25 protein-coding genes are annotated in these 23,638 nt (G+C 52.9%); 22 read left to right on the top strand and 3 right to left on the bottom strand.

The genetic code is table 11. The features are described 5' to 3' along the window. Positions 1-230 precede the first annotated feature (230 nt). The 7 genes from NSU18_RS13815 to NSU18_RS13785 all read left to right on the top strand — a co-directional run bounded on the left by NSU18_RS13815 (position 231) and on the right by NSU18_RS13785 (position 6,947). Positions 231-1,136 (top strand): L,D-transpeptidase family protein, encoded by a 906-nt coding sequence (locus tag NSU18_RS13815; protein ID WP_341149291.1) that lies wholly within the window; start codon positions 231-233, stop codon positions 1,134-1,136. 154 nt (positions 1,137-1,290) lie between these two features. After that, positions 1,291-1,866: a hypothetical protein gene (locus NSU18_RS13810; RefSeq protein WP_341019080.1), complete on the top strand. Its 576-nt coding sequence runs from the start codon at positions 1,291-1,293 to the stop codon at positions 1,864-1,866. Between the two features lie 30 nt (positions 1,867-1,896). Continuing rightward, positions 1,897-2,466, top strand: coding sequence for an RDD family protein (locus tag NSU18_RS13805; RefSeq protein ID WP_341019081.1), 570 nt, complete (start codon positions 1,897-1,899; stop codon positions 2,464-2,466). A 119-nt stretch (positions 2,467-2,585) separates the two neighbouring features. Next, entirely contained in the window at positions 2,586-3,338 is a 753-nt protein-coding gene (locus NSU18_RS13800; RefSeq protein ID WP_341149290.1) for a YjgB family protein, read from the top strand. 507 nt (positions 3,339-3,845) lie between these two features. Beyond that, positions 3,846-5,000: a winged helix-turn-helix domain-containing protein gene (locus NSU18_RS13795; protein WP_341149289.1), complete on the top strand. Its 1,155-nt coding sequence runs from the start codon at positions 3,846-3,848 to the stop codon at positions 4,998-5,000. A 79-nt stretch (positions 5,001-5,079) separates the two neighbouring features. Continuing rightward, a complete protein-coding gene (locus tag NSU18_RS13790; protein ID WP_341019088.1) occupies positions 5,080-6,360 on the top strand; it encodes an MFS transporter in 1,281 nt (426 codons plus the stop codon). A 20-nt stretch (positions 6,361-6,380) separates the two neighbouring features. Beyond that, the gene (locus tag NSU18_RS13785; protein ID WP_341149288.1) at positions 6,381-6,947 is read left to right on the top strand and encodes a histidine phosphatase family protein; all 567 of its coding nucleotides are present in this window, start codon (positions 6,381-6,383) and stop codon (positions 6,945-6,947) included. A gap of 296 nt (positions 6,948-7,243) precedes the next feature. Here NSU18_RS13785 and NSU18_RS13780 read toward each other — a convergent pair whose 3' ends face one another. Further along, positions 7,244-8,023 carry a TatD family hydrolase gene (locus NSU18_RS13780; protein WP_341149287.1) on the bottom strand — a complete coding sequence of 260 codons (780 nt, stop codon included), beginning with the start codon at positions 8,021-8,023 and terminating at the stop codon, positions 7,244-7,246. 26 nt (positions 8,024-8,049) lie between these two features. Continuing rightward, positions 8,050-9,171 carry a stalk domain-containing protein gene (locus tag NSU18_RS13775; RefSeq protein ID WP_341149286.1) on the bottom strand — a complete coding sequence of 374 codons (1,122 nt, stop codon included), beginning with the start codon at positions 9,169-9,171 and terminating at the stop codon, positions 8,050-8,052. Positions 9,172-9,353: 182 nt separating this feature from the next. Here NSU18_RS13775 and NSU18_RS13770 point away from each other — a divergent pair, with 182 nt between their 5' ends. Beyond that, positions 9,354-9,944: a sigma-70 family RNA polymerase sigma factor gene (locus NSU18_RS13770; protein ID WP_341149285.1), complete on the top strand. Its 591-nt coding sequence runs from the start codon at positions 9,354-9,356 to the stop codon at positions 9,942-9,944. Between the two features lie 103 nt (positions 9,945-10,047). Further along, positions 10,048-10,692 (top strand): DUF3600 domain-containing protein, encoded by a 645-nt coding sequence (locus NSU18_RS13765; protein WP_341149284.1) that lies wholly within the window; start codon positions 10,048-10,050, stop codon positions 10,690-10,692. Positions 10,693-10,775: 83 nt separating this feature from the next. Here NSU18_RS13765 and NSU18_RS13760 read toward each other — a convergent pair whose 3' ends face one another. After that, the gene (locus tag NSU18_RS13760) at positions 10,776-11,351 is read right to left on the bottom strand and encodes a TetR/AcrR family transcriptional regulator (protein WP_341149283.1); all 576 of its coding nucleotides are present in this window, start codon (positions 11,349-11,351) and stop codon (positions 10,776-10,778) included. A 152-nt stretch (positions 11,352-11,503) separates the two neighbouring features. Here NSU18_RS13760 and NSU18_RS13755 point away from each other — a divergent pair, with 152 nt between their 5' ends. The 13 genes from NSU18_RS13755 to NSU18_RS13695 all read left to right on the top strand — a co-directional run bounded on the left by NSU18_RS13755 (position 11,504) and on the right by NSU18_RS13695 (position 23,315). After that, positions 11,504-12,724 carry an MFS transporter gene (locus NSU18_RS13755; RefSeq protein WP_341149282.1) on the top strand — a complete coding sequence of 407 codons (1,221 nt, stop codon included), beginning with the start codon at positions 11,504-11,506 and terminating at the stop codon, positions 12,722-12,724. 271 nt (positions 12,725-12,995) lie between these two features. After that, on the top strand, positions 12,996-13,352 hold the full coding sequence (gene tnpA, locus NSU18_RS13750) for an IS200/IS605 family transposase (RefSeq protein ID WP_341023096.1): 357 nt from the start codon (positions 12,996-12,998) through the stop codon (positions 13,350-13,352). Positions 13,353-13,356: 4 nt separating this feature from the next. Continuing rightward, entirely contained in the window at positions 13,357-14,412 is a 1,056-nt protein-coding gene (locus NSU18_RS13745; protein ID WP_445321859.1) for an RNA-guided endonuclease InsQ/TnpB family protein, read from the top strand. Positions 14,413-14,580: 168 nt separating this feature from the next. Further along, a complete protein-coding gene (locus NSU18_RS13740; RefSeq protein WP_341019098.1) occupies positions 14,581-14,745 on the top strand; it encodes a hypothetical protein in 165 nt (54 codons plus the stop codon). Then, positions 14,746-14,970 (top strand): hypothetical protein, encoded by a 225-nt coding sequence (locus NSU18_RS13735; RefSeq protein WP_341019099.1) that lies wholly within the window; start codon positions 14,746-14,748, stop codon positions 14,968-14,970. Next, a complete protein-coding gene (locus tag NSU18_RS13730) occupies positions 14,913-15,233 on the top strand; it encodes a DUF4367 domain-containing protein (RefSeq protein ID WP_341023098.1) in 321 nt (106 codons plus the stop codon). The genes NSU18_RS13735 and NSU18_RS13730 overlap by 58 nt, the downstream gene beginning before the upstream one ends. A gap of 230 nt (positions 15,234-15,463) precedes the next feature. After that, the gene (locus NSU18_RS13725; protein WP_341019101.1) at positions 15,464-16,546 is read left to right on the top strand and encodes a LolA family protein; all 1,083 of its coding nucleotides are present in this window, start codon (positions 15,464-15,466) and stop codon (positions 16,544-16,546) included. Positions 16,547-16,727: 181 nt separating this feature from the next. Continuing rightward, complete coding sequence (gene alr / locus NSU18_RS13720) at positions 16,728-17,909, top strand: alanine racemase (RefSeq protein WP_341149281.1); 1,182 nt, start codon at positions 16,728-16,730, stop codon at positions 17,907-17,909. A gap of 211 nt (positions 17,910-18,120) precedes the next feature. Beyond that, positions 18,121-18,402, top strand: coding sequence for a CopG family ribbon-helix-helix protein (locus NSU18_RS13715; RefSeq protein WP_036697455.1), 282 nt, complete (start codon positions 18,121-18,123; stop codon positions 18,400-18,402). Between the two features lie 3 nt (positions 18,403-18,405). Then, on the top strand, positions 18,406-18,756 hold the full coding sequence (locus NSU18_RS13710; RefSeq protein WP_036697332.1) for a type II toxin-antitoxin system PemK/MazF family toxin: 351 nt from the start codon (positions 18,406-18,408) through the stop codon (positions 18,754-18,756). A gap of 153 nt (positions 18,757-18,909) precedes the next feature. Next, positions 18,910-19,569: a TetR/AcrR family transcriptional regulator gene (locus NSU18_RS13705; RefSeq protein ID WP_341151041.1), complete on the top strand. Its 660-nt coding sequence runs from the start codon at positions 18,910-18,912 to the stop codon at positions 19,567-19,569. Between the two features lie 68 nt (positions 19,570-19,637). Next, complete coding sequence (locus NSU18_RS13700) at positions 19,638-20,849, top strand: MFS transporter (RefSeq protein WP_341149280.1); 1,212 nt, start codon at positions 19,638-19,640, stop codon at positions 20,847-20,849. A gap of 237 nt (positions 20,850-21,086) precedes the next feature. Then, positions 21,087-23,315 (top strand): Tex family protein, encoded by a 2,229-nt coding sequence (locus NSU18_RS13695; RefSeq protein WP_341149279.1) that lies wholly within the window; start codon positions 21,087-21,089, stop codon positions 23,313-23,315. Positions 23,316-23,638 lie beyond the last annotated feature (323 nt).

The raw sequence follows: 23,638 nt of genomic DNA, 5'->3' as shown, positions 1-23,638 counted from the left end.
TATAGTCATGCGGGCTTATTATCTCTGATAGGGCTGGCGAATATTCATGCTTCGGTGGGCAAGGAAGGCGCTCCCGCCAAGAACGGTTACAATATTGCAAACGTTGCGTCACTCCGGGCGGGACGAGTTGATAAGAATAGGTACAGGCTGCGCTGCAACTATTGCGGCAAATGAACGTCTATGTAGAAAAGACAATCCAGAATCATCCATAACCTGGAGGTGGGGCAACTATGAGTCAGCGTGAACAGGCAAGCCGGATTCAAACGTATTTTCCCAAAAGTATCGCATTAACACTGGTATTTGTAATGCTTTTGACTGCATGCTTCACAGGATCGGCCGCTGCGGCATCGTCTTCCTCAGATCTGATCATTGTGAACAAAAAAACGAACAAACTGGCGTATTACAGCGATGGCAAGCTGGTGAAGATTTTTCCGGTTGCTACCGGCAAAACGAAAAGCCTGACGCCTGAAGGCAGCTTCAAGATGGTGGTCAAAATCAAGAACAGACCCTATTACAAGGATAAGATTCCCGGAGGCGATCCGGCCAATCCGCTGGGGGACCGCTGGCTGGGGCTGGAAGTAAATGATACTTACGGCACGACCTATGCCATTCACGGCAACAACAATGAATCCTCTATCGGTAAATATGTCAGCGCCGGATGCATCCGCATGCACAATGACGATATTCACTGGCTGTATCCGAAGATTGCGAAGAACACCCGGGTCATCATTACAACCTCCGGGCTAGAAATGGCGGCCATTGCCGAGAAGAACGGCTACCGTCTGGGCTCTACGATGATTGCGGGAGCTTTTGTCAAGGGCGGGGAGAAGCTGCCGGTGAAGAATTCCTTCCTGCTGGAGGATTCGCGGGTGTACATTCCACTGAGTGAATCCGTGAAGCTGCTGGGCGGAAGCCTGATGCAGGAGGCGGGAACCGGAGCGCTTATCATCACAATCGGCAAGAATACAGCAGTTCACAAACCGCTCAGCACGAAGGCCAAAGTGAACGGTAAAACAGTGGATATGCTGGCCTCCAAAACTGTAGACGGCCGTCTGTACATTCCGCTGGGCAGCTTAACGCCGCTGTTCGGCCTGCCGTTCACCTGGAATGCTAAAGAGGGAGCAGTGAAGCTGTAAAGCAGCAGGATACCGCTGCGCCAGCCAGGGATTATCCAACCAAGATGCCGCGATACATTGCGGCTCCAGAAGCCAGCCCATCAACCATTGATCGGCTGGCTTCAAATGTTTAACCGGGTGGAGTAGAGTGACAGGATACATAGAGAATAGTAATATGAGAGAGATTTGTTATATTCTTGATCTTCCAGGGGAGGGACTGAAGATTAGAGTACGGATTATAGGCGGCTGCGGGAGCGGGAAGACATATATCGCCCGGAAATTAGCTCAAAGTTACGGAATTCCGTGCTATGAAACGGATAATTTTGTCTGGGACCGCAGGGACAATACCAAGAACTCTCCGGAGGTGCGGGATGCCAAGCTCGCGGAAGCTATGGGAACGGAGTCGTGGATTATAGAGGGCGTACATTACAAGTGGGGAACAGAAAGCTTCCGGCAAGCCGATCTGATTTTTCTGATTCAGCCTAAGGCTTATGTACAGGATGCCCGGGTCATCCGCAGGTTCATGAAGACCAGGCTGGGATTGGAGCAGGGAAATTATAAGCAGACATTCAAGTATCTCCGGATCATGCTGCTCGAATGGAACCGCGGTTTCAGGAGAGAGGGGATTCCTGCAATCCTGGCATTAACCGAGGAGTATCAGGCTAAGCGGATCATCGTGCAGCAGAATCTTGAGATTTTGCAGCATGTGGGCAGGGTTGTGGAGGAGAAGAGTGTGCCGGGGAACGAGTGATTAATTCGATTCTATGGGAGGGGTGAAAGTATGGAGCCGTGGATCGAGGAAGAACTTAATTTATACGAATTTGTAGGCTTTTGGAAAAGAGTGCTGATTAATATCATTGACTCCCTTATTCTTATCCTACCTACCTATTTACTGACCAGGATTTCAGTGCCGGCGGCAGAGTCGGCAGGGTCAGCTTTTCCGCTTTTTATACAGTTTGTACTGCTTATGGCGTTCAATATATTTATGGTTGTCCGATACGGCGGGACGCCGGGCAGGCTGCTTTTGGGGGCAAGAATCGTTGATGAGAATGGAAGGTATCCGGTGCTCAGGCAGGCTTTGATCAGGGATAGTTTTATTATTGTTAACAGCTTCCTGGCAGTGGTTGTGAGTCTGAATACCGAGGCGTTGTCCTCCATCCCAAGCAGTCTCGTGAACTGGAGTCCGCTTGCGGCGGATTTGAATGCTTTTGTTGGCTGGGTCGTGGTGTTGGATTGCCTATTCATCGTATTTACCCCACGCAAGCGGGCGCTGCATGATCTGATGGCCCGAACTTATGTGGTGAACAAAACAGCACTGGACCGTGATCAGACAGGGAGATTCATAACATAAGGCAATGCGTATAATACCTGGATCAGTAGATCTGCGCCTGCAACCTTTGTTACAGCCCCTGCGTCATAGGGTACAGTTTAGACAAAAGAGATGTTTCCCATAACGAAGGAGATGGCAGCTTGACTACATCAATTAGGACAATCACAAGTATTCTTATCGTTGGGGCGATGCTCAGCCTTACAGCCTGTAATTCCGGCAAAACGGAACCATCGTCTAACAATACGGCTGCGGCTACAGCAACTGTGCAGCCTGGGGATAACACTTCATCGGCAGCAGAAGGTGCGCAGGTAAGCGAATCTGGTACAGATGACGGCGCTGCTGCGAGCGCAGAGCCTGTAACTGCTGACTCAGAAGCCCCCGACGGAGCCGCATCAGAGTCTACGGTTACTGAGGTTGCAGGGGCTGAAGCAGATACCGTAGCTCCCGCCACCCCGGAAGAACGCAGCAAGCAGCTGAAGGAACTGCTGGAGCTTGCTAAGCAGGGCAAGGTGCCCGGCGTTGAATATGCTGCACACACCGGACTTATTGATGAGGTGGAAGCCGCGTGGGGAGAGCCGGACCTCAAGGAATCGGCAGGCAAAGGGATCTATTCCACTTATTCGGGCAAGCAGGTGGTCATCGGCTTCAATAAGGGCAGTAAGATTTTCGATGTGCGCTCCAGCGCCCCGGACCTGCGTAACCTGACACTGGAGCAGATTGAAGAAGTCCTCGGCAAGCCGGATGCTACTACAGTGAATGGAGAGCACAACATCTATATTTATCAGGCCAACAAGCAGTATCAGCTCAAATTCATCATCCCGGAATCCACAGGAACCGTAGATCATATCTCGGTGTTCTCGGAGCAGGACTCCATTAATAATATGGCAGGCTAGTTAGCCCAGAGCATCTTAGAGCAACAACACATCCTCTTGCAGCGGCAACTGCAGGGGGATTTTTCGGTTTACAGCCATGTAATCGGAAAACCGATTACAATGGGACCGAAGGCGGCGCGTAGGGCAAATGTAATCGGAAAACCGATCACAATGGGACCGAAGGCGGCGCGAAGGGCAAATGTAATCGGAAAACCGATTACAATGGGACCGAAGGCGGCGTGTAGGGCAAATGTAATCGGAAAACCGATTACAACGGGACCGAAGGCGGCGCGAAGGGCAAATGTAATCGGAAAACCGATTACAATGGGACCGAAGGCGGCGCGAAGGGCAAATGTAATCGGAAAACCGATTACAATGGGACCGAAGGCGGCGCGAAGGCCAAATGTAATCGAATAACCGCCGGCGCGTGAGCCAGGAAGCCTTCACCAGTCGGGAGTACTTAAATAAAGTCAACGCATGATGTATACTTTCTCTTATGAAAGAAATCAGAAGAAATGAGGCAAGGCCATGCATGTGGAGCTGATCGCAAGTGAATATAAGGTATCCGCCGGAGGATTAACGGTAGAGCTGCTGCCCAAGGAGTTCGCATTGCTGCAGTTTCTGTACCGCAACCGGGGGCGGACCTTCAGCCGCGAGCAGCTGCTGGATAAAGTGTGGCCAATGGAGTACCCGGTGGAGCGGACGGTGGACGATCACATCTACCGGCTGCGTAAGAAGCTGCGGCCATTAGGTGGTATCGACATTAAGACGATCCGCGGCTTCGGGTACAGTCTGACGATTCCCGGCAGCCTTGCGGGCGTAGCGGTGAATCCGGCAACGCATGACTCTGAGCTGCGGGATACCATGCGCGAGGTTTTCTCAAAATTCCATGTGTACGGCCAGGGCAAATCGATACTGACGCTGGCTCGCCAGCAGGACATCCTTGGTTTTGAGTTGGACCCGCATTATGCGATGGTGGTTCATTTCGTGCAGGGAGATCTGGAGTGGTTGATTCATACGGAAGAGATTCCGCTGAAGGACCGGCTCTTTTACCTCAATCTGTTCTACTTCTTCATTGGCAATCCCAAGGAGAAGGTGGAGTATGCTGAGCGTCTCATAGAGCGGAAGCTGCTGAATCCGACGGATCAGCTGGAGCTGGAGATTCTGACCATGCTGGACTTATACACCCTTGCCGGGCAGCCGGAGCTGGCGCTGGAACGCCTGAAACGCACCTATCAGGTTATCGCAGGACCCGGGTTCGAGAACTTCATACCTGTCACGATGATTACGGAGCTGTTCATCCATCTTACTGCGGGTGCAGGAGATGAAGAGCTGGAACGGCTGGATGAAGCGGTCAGCAAGATCCTGCGGGATAAGCCGTTTTTGCGCGAAATTGGCAGTTATAAGGTGGTAAAAGGACTTTGGGCGCTGCGCCGGGAACAATGGGCAGAAGGAGACAAGCTGATTCAGGAGGGACTGCAGGTGATGGAGATGTCCGGCTTCATTCCGCTGCGGCTCTACTCGGTCTACCGGATTCACCATTTCTGCCGCATGTTCCAGGCGGGGAGCACCTTGGACCGCAAATATGAGGAATTGTTCACTACAGGGCTTGAAGCCTACGGCTTGCCCCGGCTGGAGCAGACGCTTGAAGAGCTGCTGCTGGGGCTGCTGGAAGCCCTCTGATATTTCTCTGACAATCCTCCGTTATCTTAGGATCATAGATGGATCATCTAAGATTATAGGTAACCTGGAGGAATGTGAGATGGAGCAATCAACCAAGCAGGGAACAAGCCTGCTGCACAACAAAACGTACATGCGGGTCTACACCGCATTCGCCACCGCAAGCTTCGGCGACTGGTTCGACGCGCTGGCCATTCAGGTACTGGTCGGCTACCGCTGGCATGCCAGCCCGCTAATGCTGGCGCTCATACCGGTAGCGCTGGCATTGCCCAGCATTCTGCTCGGCTCGGTTGCCGGCGCAGCCGCCGACCGGATGAACAAGCTGAAGCTGATGCGTATCTGCGATCTGCTGACCGCGCTGGTGACCCTGCTGGTGCTGTTCGCGCCGGGCATGGTCTGGCTGCTGCCGCTGCTGGCGCTTCGATCCGCGCTGTCCACACTGAATATGCCGGCCCAGCAGTCCTTGACCCGCAGTCTTGTGAGAGAGGATCAGCTGCTGCAAGCCTCGTCTCTGAACGGACTGGTTAACCAGGGCTCCAAGATCGCCGGTCCCTTACTCGGAGGTTTGGCTCTCGCCTTTCTTACGCCGCAGTGGTGCATCATGCTTAATGCCTTGCTGCGCGGCTGCTCTTACCTGCTGTTGTTGTCTGTCAAGAATATCCGCACGGATGAAGCAGACAGCAGGCAGTCTGAAGCGAAGGAAGGCAAGCTCCCGCTTCTCACCATGTGGCGGGAAGGCTGGGGCTTCCTGCTGCGCAGCCGGCTGCTGCTGACTGCAATGCTATTTGGACTCGCCGGATCACTGGTGATTCAGGTGGTTGATTTTCAATTCACCAGTCTGTTCCGGATCTTCGCCCCGGAGCGCGAATCGCTGCTGGGCTGGATGGTGGCCGCCACGGGAGCAGGGGCCGTGTTGATCATTCTGATCCTGAACAAGCTGAAATCGGAAGGCAGGTATGGCTGGAAGCTGGGCCTTGGGTATGTGCTGATTGGCGGGTCGATTGCGGCGCTGGGTCTGCTTCAGCCGGGGGCGTCGATGCTGTGGGTGCTGGTATTCGGGTTTGTGCTGGGGACCGGAAACGGCATGTTTATGGTTACGTTCAATTATTGCCTGCAAAAAGAAACCCCGCCGCACATGACCGGCCGCATCTTCGGCATCCAAAATACCGTGCTCAGCGCGGTAATGATTGCAGCGCCTTTGCTGGGCGGTGTGCTGGTGCAGTATGCGGGCCCGGCCCGGATTTTTGTTAACATCGGCTTGCTGTTGTTGATTCTGGGGCTTGCGGGGGTGCTGCTTCAGCGCCAGCTCTGGCCGGCGGCAAGGGAGACAGCAGATAGCGCTGTCCAGGGGGCGGTGCAATAATAGAGGAACAGGAGGAGCGTATGACAACTTATATCTACATGGTGAGGCACGGGGATTCGCTTCGTACAGGAATGGATGAATGGACACGGGGCTTGTCGCCTAAGGGCGAAGAGGATGCCCTGCGGGTCACGGAATGCCTGAAGGATGAAGGGATAGATGTGATGTACAGCAGCCCGTATATCCGGGCGGTCAACACAATTGCGGATTTGGCGGATCAACTGGAGCAGGAAATCATTCTGATCGATGGTCTGAGGGAAAAGGTCTGGATGGAGGGCGAACAGCAGCTGCCGGATGATGAGCTATATCAAGTGCTACAGAAGATGTACACCGATCCGGATTACGCCCTGCCGGGCGGGGAATCGAACCGGGAATGCCAGACGCGGGCGGTGAAGGCGCTGAAGGATATCCTGCAGACCCATGCTGGGAAAAGAGTGGTCATCGGAACCCATGGCATGGTGATGTCCCTGATGATGAGCAATTTTGACCCGGAATATGGTCTGGACTTCCTGATGCAAACAACGAAGCCGGATATTTATGTTATGGAGTTCATAGAAGATGAAGTAGCGGTCCGGCGGATGGCTATTTAACCTATCGTGATCAGCTGTCTTCAAAGACCGGGGTTGAAGCAGACATTCGGAGATAGTTGTATTCTATACATTTAAAAACAGTCAAAGGGAAGGATTTCCTCTTCTAACTGTATTTTGTACAACTAAATTTGCCCGAATGGGCGAGATCCCGGATTATGAGGGATTTTAAATGTATGAAATACAATTAACCGGTTATTCAGCCGTAAATCAAACAATTTAGTTATACAGAATACACTTAAGCATTTCGCCTGCACCTTAATCAGGTCTGATGCTGTATTTAAGTAGAGCGGCTAGCCCTATAACCCATAAAATCGCACCGTATTCGCCGTCAGCTTCGCTCTGGCTTCGGCAACCGAATATCCATGCAGCGCCCCCCAGGCGGCAGCAACGTCATGGACCATAGCCGGATGGGTGGTGCGCCCGGCGAACGGTCCTTCAAACGGCCACGGGCCGTCTGTCTCTGCCATGACCAGCTCCGGCGGATAGCGGCGTGCTAGCTCCTGAATCTCCGGTTCATAGAGGATGTCGGGAGTGAAGGAAATGTAGTAACCCCGGCTAATCATCCGGTCAACGGTAGCAGCGGGACCCTTGAACCAGTGGAAATGGGCCTGCGTAAGGCCATGCTGCTCGAGCAGATCGCATACGGTCCACGCATCCTCATAGACAGCATGCAGCACGACTGGCTTGGCTAATTGGGCGGCGAGGCCCAGAAGTCTGCCCAGCAGCCCGAGATAGGGTTCCATATCCCAGTCTTCACCGCGTGCGGCAGCTTCGGCGCGGGAGTAGTAGGGAAGGCCGATTTCACCAATAGCGGCCATACGGTCCGCATGGCCGGTAACCCATTTCAGCAGCACGTTCAGTTCTTCCTCTGTAGGCAGCGCCTGCTCTGGATGGAAACCATACGCAGGCTTCACAAGGCCCGGATAGCTGTCTGCTAACTCCAGAGTTCGCTTGCTCGAAGCGAGATTCATCGAGACGGCGATCAGTGACTCGATGCCCTGCTCCGGCAGTCCCTCCAGCATGGAGGATAATACCTTGTCCTCATATTGGTCAAGATGAATATGGGCATCAATCATTGCAAGCCTCTCCTTCCGGCAGCGGATTATTTCTCCACAATGGCTTCACTCCGTTCATGCGGCTCAAAAGCAATAGACCCCAGCTCCATCCCCGTCTTGCCTGCCTTATACTCCAGCTTCAGGGTACCGACACTCTCGGTCATGCCGACCATTAAGCTGGTATCTGCGAGCAGTTTGTTATTCTCTACTGAGTAGTAGGTCACTGCGCCAATAGCCGCTTTGCTGCCGAAATACTTCAGGCCGTCCTCAGCTCGGTCCGGGAGTCTGAGCGTCACCTTAGAGGGAACAGGTCCTGTAAGCTCAAGCTTCAGCAGGACATCAGCCTTATCCAGCGAAATACTGGAGGAGACTACAGCGGAGGCCGCTTTGTCCGCAGCAGGCACCGATATTTCCTTCCACTGTTCAGGCTTAACCACATGAACCTCCTGTGCAACCAGCGAGGTACCGGTACCCAGAGTGAACACAACCGCAATCTCCGGTTTGCCGTCCGAATCTACATCGGCATAGAAGAGCTGAGGCGGGTGCGAATAGACCCTGGATACGGTCCAGTTGAAGCTTTGCTTTTTCCCGTTCACTTCAAGAATGAACCCTTTGTAGGTATTGCCGTCCTTGAGCGCAGCGTACAGCTTCACCTTGGAATTATTCTCTGCAACGGCAAGGGGAGCTGCGGGTACTCTGACGGTGATGCTAAGACTTCCCGGGGTAACAGTTACCCGGCTTCCTCCCGGATTCAGCTCTGTAACTGCTCCGGTAAGGGAGTCCAGTGTAGCTGCCGCAATATACACACGGCCTTCCTTCAATAACACAGGAGAGTCCAGTTCTTCTTGATATCCTCCGTCCGTTTGTGTATAAGTCACTTGCGTGGAAGCGCTACCGGGCGTAAGAATCGTCTTGTCCCAGCTCGTGAAAAGAGTAAGCTGCTTAAGGGTGTTGTTCCATTGTAACTGCATCGGGTAGAACTCCAGCAGCGTGCGGGCAGGTACGTATAATGTGCCGCCTGAGTGGAAGGGGGGAGCCCCGGGAAGAACGGCTTGTCCATCCACAACAAGGGATAGAGGAGCAGCAGAATGGGCAATATCTATGGATGAACCGGCCGCATGGCCTGCGAGGAGCAGGGCAATAGCGGCAGCGGTAATTAATTTTTTCATAAGATAACCTCCGGAGTCTGGAAATTCCAATCTCTTGTATTATAAATGAAAAACTCCGCCCGCGGGTCACGTTCTGTTAACAAAGATAAGACAAGCCTGTTACAGCCCAAAAACAAAAATAAAACGAACGAAAACTCGGAATCCCTCCAATAAATAGTGTAAGCCTGAAGGGGGAATAACGGATGAAGACAACTGATCCATACTCGCAGCTCATCGAGCTCACGCTAGCCGGCAGCCGTGAAGCATACGGTGAGTTATATGAGGCAACCATTCATGATGTCTATAAGACCGTGCGTTTCCTCGTTACCGGGCTTTCAGATGCAGAGGATGTTGTGCAGGAAATTTATATTGAACTGCACCGCTCTCTAAGTAGATTCGACAGGACGCAACCTTTTAGACCCTGGCTTATGGGGCTCACGATGCGGCAGGTTCATGCTTACAGGCGCAGAAACTGGAGACATCTGCGGATTATGAACAAAGCGGAGCTGACCAGTGAGACGATGGTACAGGATTTCTCCAGCGATGTCGTAGAGCGGATGACAAACCGGGTACTTACCGAAGGGGTTAGCCGTTTGCCGTATAAGCTGAAGCAAGTCATCATTCTACATTATCTGCATGAGTACTCACAGGAGGAGATATCGGTAATTCTTCAGATCCCGCTCGGGACAGTGAAATCACGGCTTCATGCCGCATTGCAGAAGCTAAGACGGAAGCATCAGGCGGATACGATCAGATTGGGGAAGGTGGAGGAGTTGTATGAGTCTCGAACATGATTTACGGTGCGCACTTCAGGAACAAGCCGGGAATGTACATGCTCCACCCAAACTGAAAGAGAAGATTCTGGACAGAATTCCAACAGGACAAGGAGGTAGACGTATGAAAAAATGGCTAATGGCGGCCATAGTAGCGGCGGCCTTAATTATTCCTACCGGAGCTTATGCCGGTTATAACTATCTGGCGGATACTCTGTATGGCTCACAGGATAGCTTGGCACAGATTGGAGGAACCCAGCAGCAATATGACCGGCTTGAGGCTAAGCTTCAGCAGTCAAGGTCCAGCTTAAGTGAGGAAGATTTCAAAGTCTTAACATCTGTGCTGCATGAGTTAGCCGTCTATAATCGGCAGATTGCAGATGAGCAGGGCGTGCTGCAATTCGATAAGCTGAGTGATACAGACTTGATACGCTATAAGAAGTTGGCTGCTGAAGTTGAGCCATTTAATGCCAAGCTCAATCAGGCTGGAGCCCCACTTACAGCAACAACTATGACGGATTCTGATTTCGCCGCTTTCAGTGACCGGTTGCTGGATAAGGCGGAACAGACTTTTAGCGGGGAGGAGCTGGCTAGAGTCCGGCAATTGATAGAGGAATGGAAGGGGTACAACGCGTCACTCACCGGACCGGACGGCGGGCAGTTGGAGAGTATACCGGATGATAGGATGGCAGAACAGGCAGCGTTACTTGACAAGCTGAACCCCTATTTGAAAAAGATGGGGTACATGTTTAAGCCTGCAACTCGCTAAAATTCAACCATAGCACCCTCTTTCTGAAATGGCGGGACCCTTTTAGAAAGGGGGTACTTGTTGTTCAGCAGAGGTGAGAAGCCTCAGGCTTCAAGCGCCTGAAGGGCAAGTGACACCAGGGCTCTGACGGAGTCTTCGTCCAAGGTTCCTCCGGTCAGCAGCAGCCGGTAAAAAATAGGGCCGTAGACGAGATCGATACAGCTCCCGATATCGAGTCCCTGCTTCAGCTCCCCCTGGGCAATCCCCCGTTCGAATAGCTTCCAGGCCTCCTGGCGGCGCGGGCCGAAGTATCTGTTCCGGTATGCCTCCGCCAGTCCGGCATCGGACTGCCCTTCACCGATGAGCTCCGTAATGACTTTACCTTCCCGGCTGGTGAGGAACTGCGCGAGCGTTCCTGCATGAATCAGAATGTCCTCTTTGGCGGAACCGGTATCGGGGATAGGAAGTCTGGCGTTAGCAGCGTACAGATATCCGTCCATTACTACCGCCGCTTTATTCGGCCACCATTTATAGATCGTTGCCTTACTGACCTGGGCCTGCTCCGCGATCTTCTCCACAGTAACTGCGCCGAAGCCGGTCTCCAGCAATAATTCATATGAAGCGTTTAGAATAGCGTTCTTGGCCTCGGTGTTGCGCGGACGGCCTCTTTTTTTCTCCACGATGATTCCTCCTGACAGTGCTGGTTCAACTATAATTGGAGTATACCATAAAACTGCCTATTTACAATACTGTACGTTTAGTATATTATTTGTCCATGACTAATTAGTGTACTTAGCGTTTAGTATTTAAAAATTGGAAGGTGGAGTTTCAAATGAAGACTGGAGTTCCGTTGCAACAACAAGCAGATTCCCCTGAAGCCGTCAAAGCTGTTCCCGGCTGGATCACATTTCTGCTGGCCGTATCCTGCGGACTGATTGTGGCAAATCTCTATTATACCCAGACGCTGGTGGGGCCCATCGGGCAGGCGATTCATCTGTCGGCCGGAGCGACAGGGCTAATCGTTACCCTGACGCAGATCGGTTACGTAGCCGGACTGCTGTTCATTGTCCCGCTCAGCGACATTATTGAGAACCGCCGGCTGACGGTGATGTCGCTGATTCTGGTTGTGGCCGCCCTGGCGCTGTCCGTCCTGGCAACGAATGCACCGCTGTTCCTGGCCGCCTCCTTGCTGATCGGGCTGGGCTCGGTAGCAGCGCAGGTCCTGGTGCCCTATGCCTCCTATCTGGCCACAGAGGAAGATCGCGGCCGCGTAGTAGGCAATGTAATGAGCGGACTGCTGCTGGGCATTATGTTCGCCCGCCCGATCGCCAGCTTTATGGCCGGACTCTGGGGCTGGAAATCCATCTTCATCGTCTCGGCTGTCGTAACGGCGCTGCTGACGCTGCTCCTGTCCCGTATTCTGCCCGCCCGGAAGCCCGCTCCCGGCTTGAGATACGGACAATTACTCCGCTCTCTGGGCACATTGCTCACACATACGCCGGTGCTGCGGCGCCGCGCTCTATACCAGGCCAGTCTGTTCGGCGCCTTCAGTCTGTTCTGGACGACCGTTCCCTTGCACCTGTCCAGCGAGTTTCATCTGTCCCAGCAAGGAATCGCCCTGTTTGCCCTGGCTGGTGTGGGCGGAGCTGTAGCCGCGCCGATTGCGGGCAGATTGGCTGACAAGGGCTGGACCCGGTTATTGACCGGTCTTGGCATTTCACTGGCCGCTCTCTCTTTTATCCTGGCTTACCTGCTGAGGGATAGCTCCAATCTTACACTAGGCCTGCTGGTGCTGACGGCGATTCTGCTCGATATGAGCGTGTCCGGTAATCTGGTGCTGGGGCAGCGGGCGATTTATTCACTGGGCAATGAGACCCGAGGGCGGCTGAACGGCTTGTTCATGGCGATTTTCTTCATTGGAGGTGCCGTGGGATCATCACTCGGGGGCTGGGCGTACGCTTACGGCGGCTGGAGTCTGACCACTCTAATCGGGCTGGCACTGCCAGGGCTGGCGCTGATCTACTTTTTGACCGGGAAGAAGGAGCAAGCTTGAGAAAAGGAGACATTGCGTTCAGCAATAATCCGCATAGCCAGTAATTCCTAAAAAAACTACAGTAGGCAGGGGAGCTTCGAGCCTCTGTCTTTTTTTGTGCCTGCATATGTAATGGATTCGATAGATAGAGCGTATTAGCTCATGTAAATTACAGAAATTAGTCGAGAAAGCCCACTCCTTTTGGGTGGGATTAATCGTCTTTGTTTAAGGAACATCCTTATGCTGTCAAAATTGAAAATCCTATAGAAATACCAAAACAACGGTATCATTAATTAACTATCATTTTGTTTTTTGCCCTAGATACAGACGTAAAGTGCTAGTCGATCAAGTAGAGATTCAGTTTAAGCAAATCGTTATGGAGATATGTGCCGAACAGGATTGGCAGTTACTCGCAATGGAAGTCATGCCTGATCATGTGCATATTTTTCTAAACGCACTGCCAACCGATTCTCCCGCAGAACTTATGGCGAAATTGAAAGGAATCACTTCCCGTCGCCTCCGTGAACAATTTAAGCACTTGAACCACTTGCCTTCCCTCTGGACTCGTGCCTACTTGGTCAGTACGGCAGGGAACGTTTCAAGCGAAACGATCAAACAATATGTTGAAGAACAAAAAAAGAGGGGGTGAAACCCTGCAAACCGTAACGATTCAAATCCGCATTTGTCCAACCCATCCGTCTGTATTGGTGGATATGGGTAATGAATATATCCGAACCGTCAACGAATTAACGGAGCAAGCCGAAAGGTCCGGAACGTTTCCGAAGCTAACTTCAAAAACCGTACATGCCAATCTACCCTCTGCCGTAAAGAATCAAGTGATTCGAGACGCCAAAAGCCTATTTCAGCGGTTTAAGAAAACGAAGAAGCGACCTCATCTCCAAAAGAGGGTGTATTACGTGAATAATCAAAATTATAAGATTTGGGGCAACCACATTTCTTTTCCAGTGATGCTGGAAGGAAAAGTACAACGTCTGGTGATCCCTGCGCTTCTTTCGGATCGGGAGCGGGACATGCTTTCGAATGGGAAGCTTGGACTTCTGCGAGTTGTTCAAAAATCAGCGAAATGGTTTGTTCAAATTTCAATCGACCGGCCGACCCAACCAGCCGATGGTCATGAAGTGATGGGGATTGATTTAGGCTTAAAAGTGCCCGCAGTTGTCTTTACCTCTAGCGGGAAGACCAAATTTTGCGGAAACGGACGTAAAAATAAGTTTGTTCGCCGTAAGTACAGTAGCTATCGCCGCAAATTAGGAAAGCTTAAAAAGTTATCCGCGATTCGTAAACAGAACGACAAGGAAAGTCGTTTTATGAAAGATCAAAATCACAAAATTAGCCGCCAGATCGTGAATATGGCGATTCAAGAAAGGGTATCTGTCATCAAGCTAGAGAAGCTGACGAATATCCGTAAGACGACAAGAACAAGTCGTAAAAACGCCAAGAATCTGCATCAATGGTCGTTCTATCAGTTGCAAATGTTCATCGGATATAAGGCGACACTCGCTGGAATCCAAGTGGTTGAAGTGAATCCAGCATTCACTTCGCAAACCTGTCCCTCTTGTGGAGAGCGGAACAAAGCAAAGGATCGAACGTATCAATGCGAATGCGGTTATACAGCACATCGGGATCGGGTCGGTGCGATTAACATCATGCGTCAACCTGTGGCAGATGGTAACAGTCTGCCAGCCTAGATAGCTATAGGCTCTGATCTAGGATGGGCGAATGAACTCGCCCTTAACTTAGCAGTAGGGCTAAGCGGAAACGGATGCGCCCGATAACTAGCTAAGAATCCCACCCTTGTAAGGGTGTGGAGGTTCAATTGGCCAAGTAAATTCAGCCTGGAAGGGAGGGCATAAGGAATGCAAGAGCGCGCATTGCTGCCTTTAATACATGATAGGGTTCCTGCCCATATAGAGATAGAGTTTACGTTTGCAGCGGTTTTTGAAGCCTATTATAAACGGATATTCAATTATATCGCCTACCGTGTGAGCTGCCGTTACACCGCCGAGGATCTGGCCAGCTAGGTGTTCGAGAAGACACTATCCAAGCTACCCGGTTATTCCCCGGAGAACGCACCGCTGGAAGTGTGGCTGTTCGCCATTGCCCGCAACGTAGTGAATGATTATTACCGGAGCCGCGCGCGGCAGCGCTTCTTCTCACTGGACAGTATCTTTACCCCCATGCCTAATACCTGCCTGAGGGCTTTGCCTTTGACCATGGGGAGTTCTATAAGGATGAGGAGGGCGTAAGCGGTCAGATTGTTGAGCTGCTCTTTGGCAGCAAGGATAAGAATAAGCGGATCTGGATGCAGCTGCGCCTGGCCAATGAGGAGAATGCCTTTTCAATGGCAACTGACGACAAGGTGGAGCAGGTGAAGCTTAAGGGGACGGATGCGGTTCTGGTCAGTGACAGAAGCCTGGACTGGGAAGCGAACGGCGTGATGTATAGCCTCAGCACCCGCGGTCTTGACCGGGCTGAGGTGCTGAAGATCGCAGAGTCGATTAACTGGTAAGCCGCTGAGGAGCGGATAAGGGAACAGGTACGAGGCGTAGACAGGCATAGGATGAATCAGAGCACCAGACTGCAATCCCGGAGCATGGCAGGGATTGCGGGCTGGTGCTTTTTTGCAAGTAGCGTTTCTACTATTCTTCATGCTTGTCATGCCCGTCTGCATATTGAGGCCAAGTCCTTCATAGACATGTACTAATCAATGCATTCAAAACAGGTTAAGGGGATGATGTCATGCGCCGGATAACATGGGTACTCGCGATCATTATGAGCGTGGCCTTAGTATTGGCGGGGTGCGGGAAGAAGGATGCCGCCTCTGTGGTCAAGGATCTGAATCAAGTGTCTGACAAGCTGGAGAGCAAGCAGGGAGCTTATCAGGGCTCAGGCACGATGACCTTGTACACCGGAGAGCAGCCGCAGGATTACAAGGTGGAGGTATGGTATAAGAATCCTTCGTATTACCGGATCAGCCTGTCGAACGTCCAGAAGGACGTGAAGCAGATTGTGCTGCGCAATGATGAGGGCGTATTCGTCCTGACCCCAAGCCTTGGCAAAAGCTTCCGCTTCCAGAGCGACTGGCCGGACAGCCAGGGTCAGGTGTATCTGTACCAGACGCTGCTGAAGGGAATTGTCAACGACAACAACCGGCAGTTCGTGGAGGACGGGGATAATTATGTGTTCGAGGTCGCTGCCAACTATCAGAGCAGTGCACTGGTCCGCCAGAAGATCTGGCTGAACAAAAAGACCTATGAGCCGAAGCAGGTGCAGGTATCGGATTCCGAAGCCAAGGTAGTGGTGAACGTGACCTTCGACAGCTTCAAGTTCGATCCGGAATTCACAGCAGATTCCTTCGATATGCAGAAGAATATGGCGGCCGGCAGCCCTTCCGAGAATACGATGGCGGAAGTGGATCAGGAAGGCAATCCGGTGGTCTCGGAAGATAGTGAACAGACCGGTGAGCCGGTTACGGCCGAGCTGGGCGACTTCGGGATCATTGAGCCGGCTTACATTCCGGCCGGTGTGAAGCTGAAGGACACCAATAAGATTGAAGGCAGCAAGGACCATGCGGTGCTGATCCGCTATGACGGCATCTACCAGTATACGATTATGGAAGCCCGTCCGCTGGACCGTGCGGTGTCGCTGGCTCCCGGAACACTGGTCGATCTGGGCTTCACGGCAGGCCTGCTTAGCGGGGATGAGCAGCATACGCTGACCTGGATGAGCGAGGGTGTAGAGTACCGGATTACAAGCGCAAATCTGCCAGTTACGGAAATGATGCAAATAGCCGCTTCTATGGAGGAACAATCGGGTAAATAAAAATCAGTGGGCGGATACTGCGCAAGGTGGGAATCATTCCTCTACCCGCGGTATCCGTTTTTTGCCTACACATTGCTCACATTGACAGCGGCCTTCACGAGCATTACCATTGGCAGTAAGACTTCTGATCTGTGCGAACAAGGCAGAGATGTTTTACTACAATGTAAGAAGGTGACCTGAAGTGAAGGCAAGCTATCGGCCGACAGCAGCCGAGATTAACCTGGATGATTTGCGTGCCAACTACGAAGCTTTTCGCGGCGTATTGCCGCAGGAGACCAAGTTCATGGGATGCGTCAAAGGAAATGCGTATGGACATGGAGCAGTGGAGGTGACGCGGGAGCTGGAGCGGCTTGGAGCAGATTACGTCAGTGTTGCTTTTCTGGATGAAGCATTGGAGTTGCGTCAGGCGGGAATACTACTTCCTATCCTGGTGCTGGGCTATACTTCACCGGAGGGCATTGCCGTAGCCTGGGAGAACAATATTACCGTTACACTGTTCACACCGGAGGTACTGGAAGCGGTTAGCACCCTTCCTGTAGAGAAGGAGCACCGGCTGAAGGTACACATCAAGATTGACAGCGGAATGGGAAGACTGGGCTTATTGCCGGAGGATGCGCCTGCATTCATCGCTGAGGTTCATGCGGTGGCACAGGCGGAGCTTGAAGGCATGTTTACCCATTTTGCCAGAGCAGACGAACGCAACAAAAGCTATACACTAATGCAGCACCGACGGTTCATGAGCGTGACGGAAGCGCTTCGGGACATGGACATTACCATCCCGATCATACATACGGGCAATAGCGCTACGGCCATTGATACACCTCTACTATCCATTAACATGGTGCGTGTAGGCATAAGCTTGTACGGATTCTACCCCTCGGCTGAGGTGAACCGCGAGCTGGTGGCCTTGCACCCGGTAATGACGCTGAAGACGCAGGCTGTATATGTCAAAACCCTGCCGCCTGACTCAGGCATCAGCTACGGCACCCGGTACTTCACGGTAGACGATGAGGTTATCGCTACGCTCCCCGTGGGGTACGCTGACGGATATTCCCGCATGCTAACAGGCAAAGCGGAGGTGCTAATACGCGGACGCCGCGTTCCTGTCGTCGGAACGATCTGCATGGACCAGTGTATGGTATCACTCAAATCTTTCGCTCTAGAAGCGGAACAAATCAAAGCAGGCGAAGAGGTTGTACTCATCGGCCGCCAGGGCACCGAGTCGATCACGGCAGATGAACTGGCGCTCCATTTAGGGACGATCCACTACGAAGTAATCTGTATGCTGGCTCACCGGGTACCGCGCGTGTATGTACGCCAAGGTACACTACCTAACCTCGTTAATCCCTTGCTGCAAGCCTAATACCCTGACCAGATACCTAGTACAGGAACTGTATATAAGGAACATACCGTGTAGAGCTTGTGACTTATAGTCTATACGAACCGCCATTTCTAGTTTATAATGGGATGCAGCATACTTGATATACTGGCGGCATATATTCCTTGTATAAAATTCCTTGTATATTGTAACACTGGAACACAAGGGCAGAAGGTTTGTGGGGGTGGAAGAGAAGGTGGCCAATTTGCAGAACACCAAAAGAATCATGATCAGCTTGCCCGATCATCTCTTGCAGGAAGTAGATGGGATCGTTCAACTGGAGAACTCTAACCGTAGTGAATTGATCAGGCAGGCCATGAAGCTGTACTTGAGCGATCGGAGAAAACGTACCATCCGCGAGTCCATGCAGCGGGGCTATATGGAAATGGCTAAGATTAATTTGACCATGGCATGCGAGGCATTTCTCGCAGAGGAAGATGCAGACAGTACTCTTGGCCGCTTAGTAAGCGGGGTGTAACTATTGATTGTTAAACGCGGCGACGTTTTTTTTGCCGACCTTTCACCGGTTGTGGGTTCTGAGCAAGGTGGAGTAAGGCCGGTACTGATCATTCAGAACGATATTGGCAATCGTTTCAGCCCGACTGTGATTGTGGCAGCTATCACTGCCCAGATCCAGAAGGCCAAGCTGCCGACGCATGTCGAGATTGATGCAGCTGCCCATGGCTTTGACCGGGATTCTGTGATTCTGCTGGAGCAGGTTCGTACCATTGACAAGCAACGCTTAACGGATAAAATCACCCACCTGGACGATGAGACCATGAAGCTGGTGGATGATTCGCTGCAAATCAGCCTGGGGCTGATTGATTTTTGAACCCCGGGGCGGGGAGACAATATCAATAATCGTAACAAAAGGCAGGCCGGATCAACTCCGGTGCTGCCTTTTTTGGCGTCAGTCCCATATATACTTATTGATATATCGGGGGGATAGATGAGTATGGATGATGGGGGTTGTGCGGGGACATAACTGCGTGCTATAATTGGACCGATCGGTCGGTCTAGAGGAGGGATAACCATTAAGGGACGTTCAGATGGAGAAGAAACGAAGAGCCGGATTCTGGAGCATGCCACCAGTTTATTTGCGCAAAAGGGCTATGGCGCTGTAAGCATGAACGAGGTCTGCACAGCCGCGAAGGTTAGCAAGGGCAGTCTGTATCACCATTTTCCGGGCAAGGATGAATTGTTCCTGTACGTGGTGGAGGTGGATACCCTGAAGTGGCTCAAGGAGTGGGAGGAGCTGCGGAGCGGGATTAGCGGAACGGAAGCCCGTCTATACGCGCTTGGGGATCATTATGCAAAAGATGTCCAGAATCCGCTAATTCATGCCCTGGAGGAATACGGAAGATCCCATACGCTGTCGGAGGAGATCCGTGAGCGCCTCTCGCATATTTTCGAATCGGTGACAGAGGCCTGCCGTGTACTGCTGCAAGAGGGGATGGATTCCGGTTATTTGATCCGTGGTGATCTGGAGAACTATGTAATCACGCTCAGCGCCATGCTGGAGGGAATCAGCCGGGTCCATGAGATCACAGGGCGGACCGATACCCCGGAGACGATCAGGGCATACTACCGTGCGGGAATTCAGATCCTGCTTCAGGGGATAGGGTCCGGGAAGATTGAGCAATGAATAGAGATAACTGATGAATTACAACTAGAGCATATAGCAAGGCTCTGGGATATACGGAGGGAAACACCATGTCATTACTGTTAAAGAACCGGGGAGCGATGCTGCTCCTGATGATGAATATCTTTTTGGCGTTCACGGGGATTGGACTAGTTGTCCCTATTATGCCTACCTATATGAACGAGCTGGGCATTGGCGGGAGTGTGGTGGGACTGCTGGTGGCAGCCTTCTCGCTGACGCAGCTGCTGGTCTCGCCCTTCGCCGGAAGACTGTCGGATAAGATGGGCCGCAAAAAAATCATCGTCGGCGGGCTGGCCGTATTCGCCTTCTCAGAGCTTCTGTTCGGTCTGGCCAACGCCTCCTGGGTGCTGTTCGTATCTAGAATGCTAGGCGGTATCGGTGCTGCGATGATTATGCCTGCGGTTATGGCTTATGTGGCCGACACCACCTCCCCGGAGGAACGGGCCAAGGGTATGGGCTTCATCAACGCAGCCATTACCACCGGCTTCATCATCGGGCCGGGAATCGGCGGCTATCTTGCGGAGCTTGGCATCCGTGTCCCCTTCTTCGTCGCTGCGGGAGCGGCTGCCATTGTTGCGGTTATTACCCTGCTGGTCCTGCCGGAATCGCGTTCAGCGGAGCTGCGGGAAGAAGCAAGAACGATGGAAGGTAATAATGATAGTCTAATCATGCAGCTCATGCGCTCGTATCGTGAGCCTTATTTCTTCGGATTAATTATTGTATTCGTGCTGTCCTTCGGACTGGCCAACTATGAGACGGTATTCGGACTGTTCGTGGATCACAAATTCGCGTTCACCCCTAAGGATATTGCGTTTGTCCTGACGTTCGGCTCCATTGCCGGGGCAGTGGTACAGATTACCGCATTCAGCTGGATTCTGAACAAATTCGGAGAGAGCCGGGTCATTTCCGCCTGTCTGATGATCGCGGGCCTGTCGATTCTTCTGACGCTGTTCGTGCATGGCTTTGTAGCGATTGTTTCGGTGACCTTTGTTGTTTTTCTGGCGATGGATATTCTTCGCCCGGCGGTCGGCACCCAGCTGTCCAAGATGGCAGATGATTCGCAGCAGGGCCTGGTGATGGGGATGAACTCCGCATATACGAGCCTTGGCAACATTGCCGGCCCGATTGTGGCGGGTGTCCTGTTCGATCTGGATATCAATTTCCCTTATGCGGTGGCTGCGCTCGTCTTGTTCATCAGCTTCATGCTGTCGGTAGGCTATGCGCGGCGGAGAAGAAGCAAGCAGGTTACTGCGGTGCGCTAGCACATCATCATATTTCATTTGAACAAATGTATGCGAAAAATCGGTTTCGTCTTACTGATCGGGTTCACGAATTTAAACCTGATGCTATACTTGCATGATGGCGGCTGTGCTGTCCCTGAGGGGAGGGTGCGGCCGCTGCTTCTTTTGTATGGGGCAAACTTTGGTCCTGCGGCAAACTGTGATAGTATTTCAGTAGAGAGCTATGAACTCAGACTGTGTATAGAAAGAGGGATATACTTGAGAGTTGATACGAATCAGGCGGCGAAGGCGGCGGAAGATGCCGCTGCCCGTCAGGAGCAGGAACTGATACTTTCAGCTATTGAGAAGGAGCTGAGCATCAGTCTGAAGCAGGTAAGAACTACGGTGGGGCTGCTTGATGAGGGCAACACCATTCCGTTCATCGCCAGATACCGCAAGGAAATGACCGGGGAGCTGGACGAGAACGTCCTCCGCGATGTTGAAGAACGGCTCGGATATCTGCGCAACCTCGGTGACCGCAAAAAGGATGTGATCCGCAGCATCGAGGAGCAGGGCAAGCTTACTCCTGAGCTGCAGGTGAGCATTATGAAGGCGGTGAAGCTGCAGGAAGTGGAGGATCTGTACCGTCCGTTCAAGCAGAAGCGCAAGACACGGGCCAGTGTCGCCAAGGAACGGGGACTGGAACCGCTGGCGGATTGGGTGATGGAGCAGAGACGCCAGGGGGTTCCGCTGGAAGAGGCTGCGAAGTATATCGATGCGGACCGGGGTGTGGAGAGCGCCGAGCTGGCGCTGCAAGGGGCGATGGATATCATTGCCGAGAATATTGCCGATGATCCGGCTATCCGTTCCTGGGTGCGCCAGTATACAGCGGGTCAGGGAATTCTGGTCTCCGAGGCCAAGGATGCCCAGCAGGAAAGTGTATACGAGAATTATTATGCGTACCGGGAGCCTGTGCACCGGATGCCGCCCCACCGTATTCTCGCGATCAACCGCGGGGAGCGGGAGAATATCCTCAAGGTCGGCATCGAGGTGGTGCCGGACAAGATTCATGCGTTCATTATCCGCAAGCTGGTGAAGGGGCCTTCTCCGGTCAAGGAGCTGCTGGAAGCGGTGACCGAGGATGCCTACAAGCGGCTGATCGTCCCTTCCGTTGAGCGTGAGGTACGCGGGGAGATGACCGAGAAGGGAGAGACGCAGGCGATCTCCATCTTCTCAGGCAATCTGCGCAGCCTGCTGCTGCAGCCGCCGGTGAAGGGACGCCATGTTCTGGGCGTCGACCCGGCCTACCGCACCGGCTGCAAGCTGGCCGTAGTGGACGATACCGGCAAGCTGCTGGAGGTAGCGGTCACGTATCCGACGCCGCCGAACAACAAGAAGCGCGAGGCGGCGGCCAAGTTCAAGGAGCTGATCGCCAAATACGGCATCCAGCTCATCGTTATTGGCAACGGCACCGGCTCGCGGGAGACGGAGCAGTTCACGGCCGAGGTGATTGCCGAGGTCGGCGACCCTGACCTGGCCTACCTGATCGTTAACGAGGCAGGGGCCAGTGTGTATTCGGCCTCCAAGCTGGCGCAGGAGGAGTTCCCGGATCTGGATGTGGCGGAGCGCAGCGCCGCCTCCATCGCCCGCCGCGTGCAGGACCCGCTCGCGGAGCTGGTCAAGATTGATCCGAAGGCCATCGGGGTCGGGCAGTACCAGCATGATGTGTCGCAGAAGCATCTGGAAGAGAGCCTGAGGGGCGTCGTGGAGTCGGCGGTTAACCATGTCGGCGTCGACGTGAATACCGCTTCGGCCTCGCTGCTCTCGTATGTGGCAGGAGTAAATACGACGATTGCCAAGAATATTGTGAAGTTCCGCGAGGAGAACGGCAAGTTCACTACGCGCAAGGCACTGCAGAAGGTGCCGCGCCTGGGCGCGAAATCCTACGAGCAGTGCATCGGGTTCCTGCGTATTCCCGGAGGGGACAATACGCTGGACCGCACGCCGATCCACCCGGAATCCTACGCGGTGGTCGATAAGTTGTTCCGCGAGCTGGGGCTGGATGTGAAGCAGCTCGGCAGCAAGGAGGTTGCAGAGCAGCTAAGCGCTCAGGATGCGGAGGAATTGGCGGTGAAGCTGGAAGTGGGCGTGCCTACGCTGCGCGATATCCTGGAGAGTCTTCAGCGTCCGGGCCGCGACCCGCGTGAGGAGCTGCCGCTACCTATCTTCCGCAAGGATGTGCTGAAGATGGAAGACCTGCTGCCCGGCATGGAGATGCAGGGCACGGTGCGCAACGTAATCGACTTCGGTGCCTTCGTCGATATCGGGATCAAGAACGACGGGCTGGTCCATATCTCCCAGCTTAGCGGCAGCTATGTGAAGCATCCGATGGACGTGGTCTCCGTCGGCGACAATGTCACCGTGTGGGTACTCGGCGTGGATGTGAAGAAGGGCCGCGTCAGCCTGACGATGCGCCAGCCGCGCGAGTCGGCGGACAGCGGGGAGTAGCAGTAGAGGACGTTACGGACTCAGTGGACCTTATTTGGCTGGAATCGGCGTTTTGCGGACCGCTGTGGACGCAGGAGCCGTTATAATACAGGGATCGGAGCCTGTAAGTAGGCCTGACAGCCTCATTAGCGTCTTCTGAGTCCGTTTTGACCGACAAAAGAGGCCTTTCAAAGCGGATAACGGCATCCTGGTCCGCCGCAAAGACCCAAGGATCAAAAACAAGCTGTGCTTTCCTTCATCAGGATGGCACAGTTTTTTGCGAAATGGCGCTTATGAATTTGAACTGGAGATTCAGCTAACCAGTATAAAACAACTATAGTTAT

Source organism: Paenibacillus sp. FSL H8-0048 (genome assembly GCF_038002825.1).
Taxonomy (GTDB): Bacteria; Bacillota; Bacilli; order Paenibacillales; family Paenibacillaceae; genus Paenibacillus_AQ.
The sequence above is the reverse complement of the archived record's forward strand: the minus strand, read 5'-3'. Positions and strand labels throughout refer to the sequence as shown.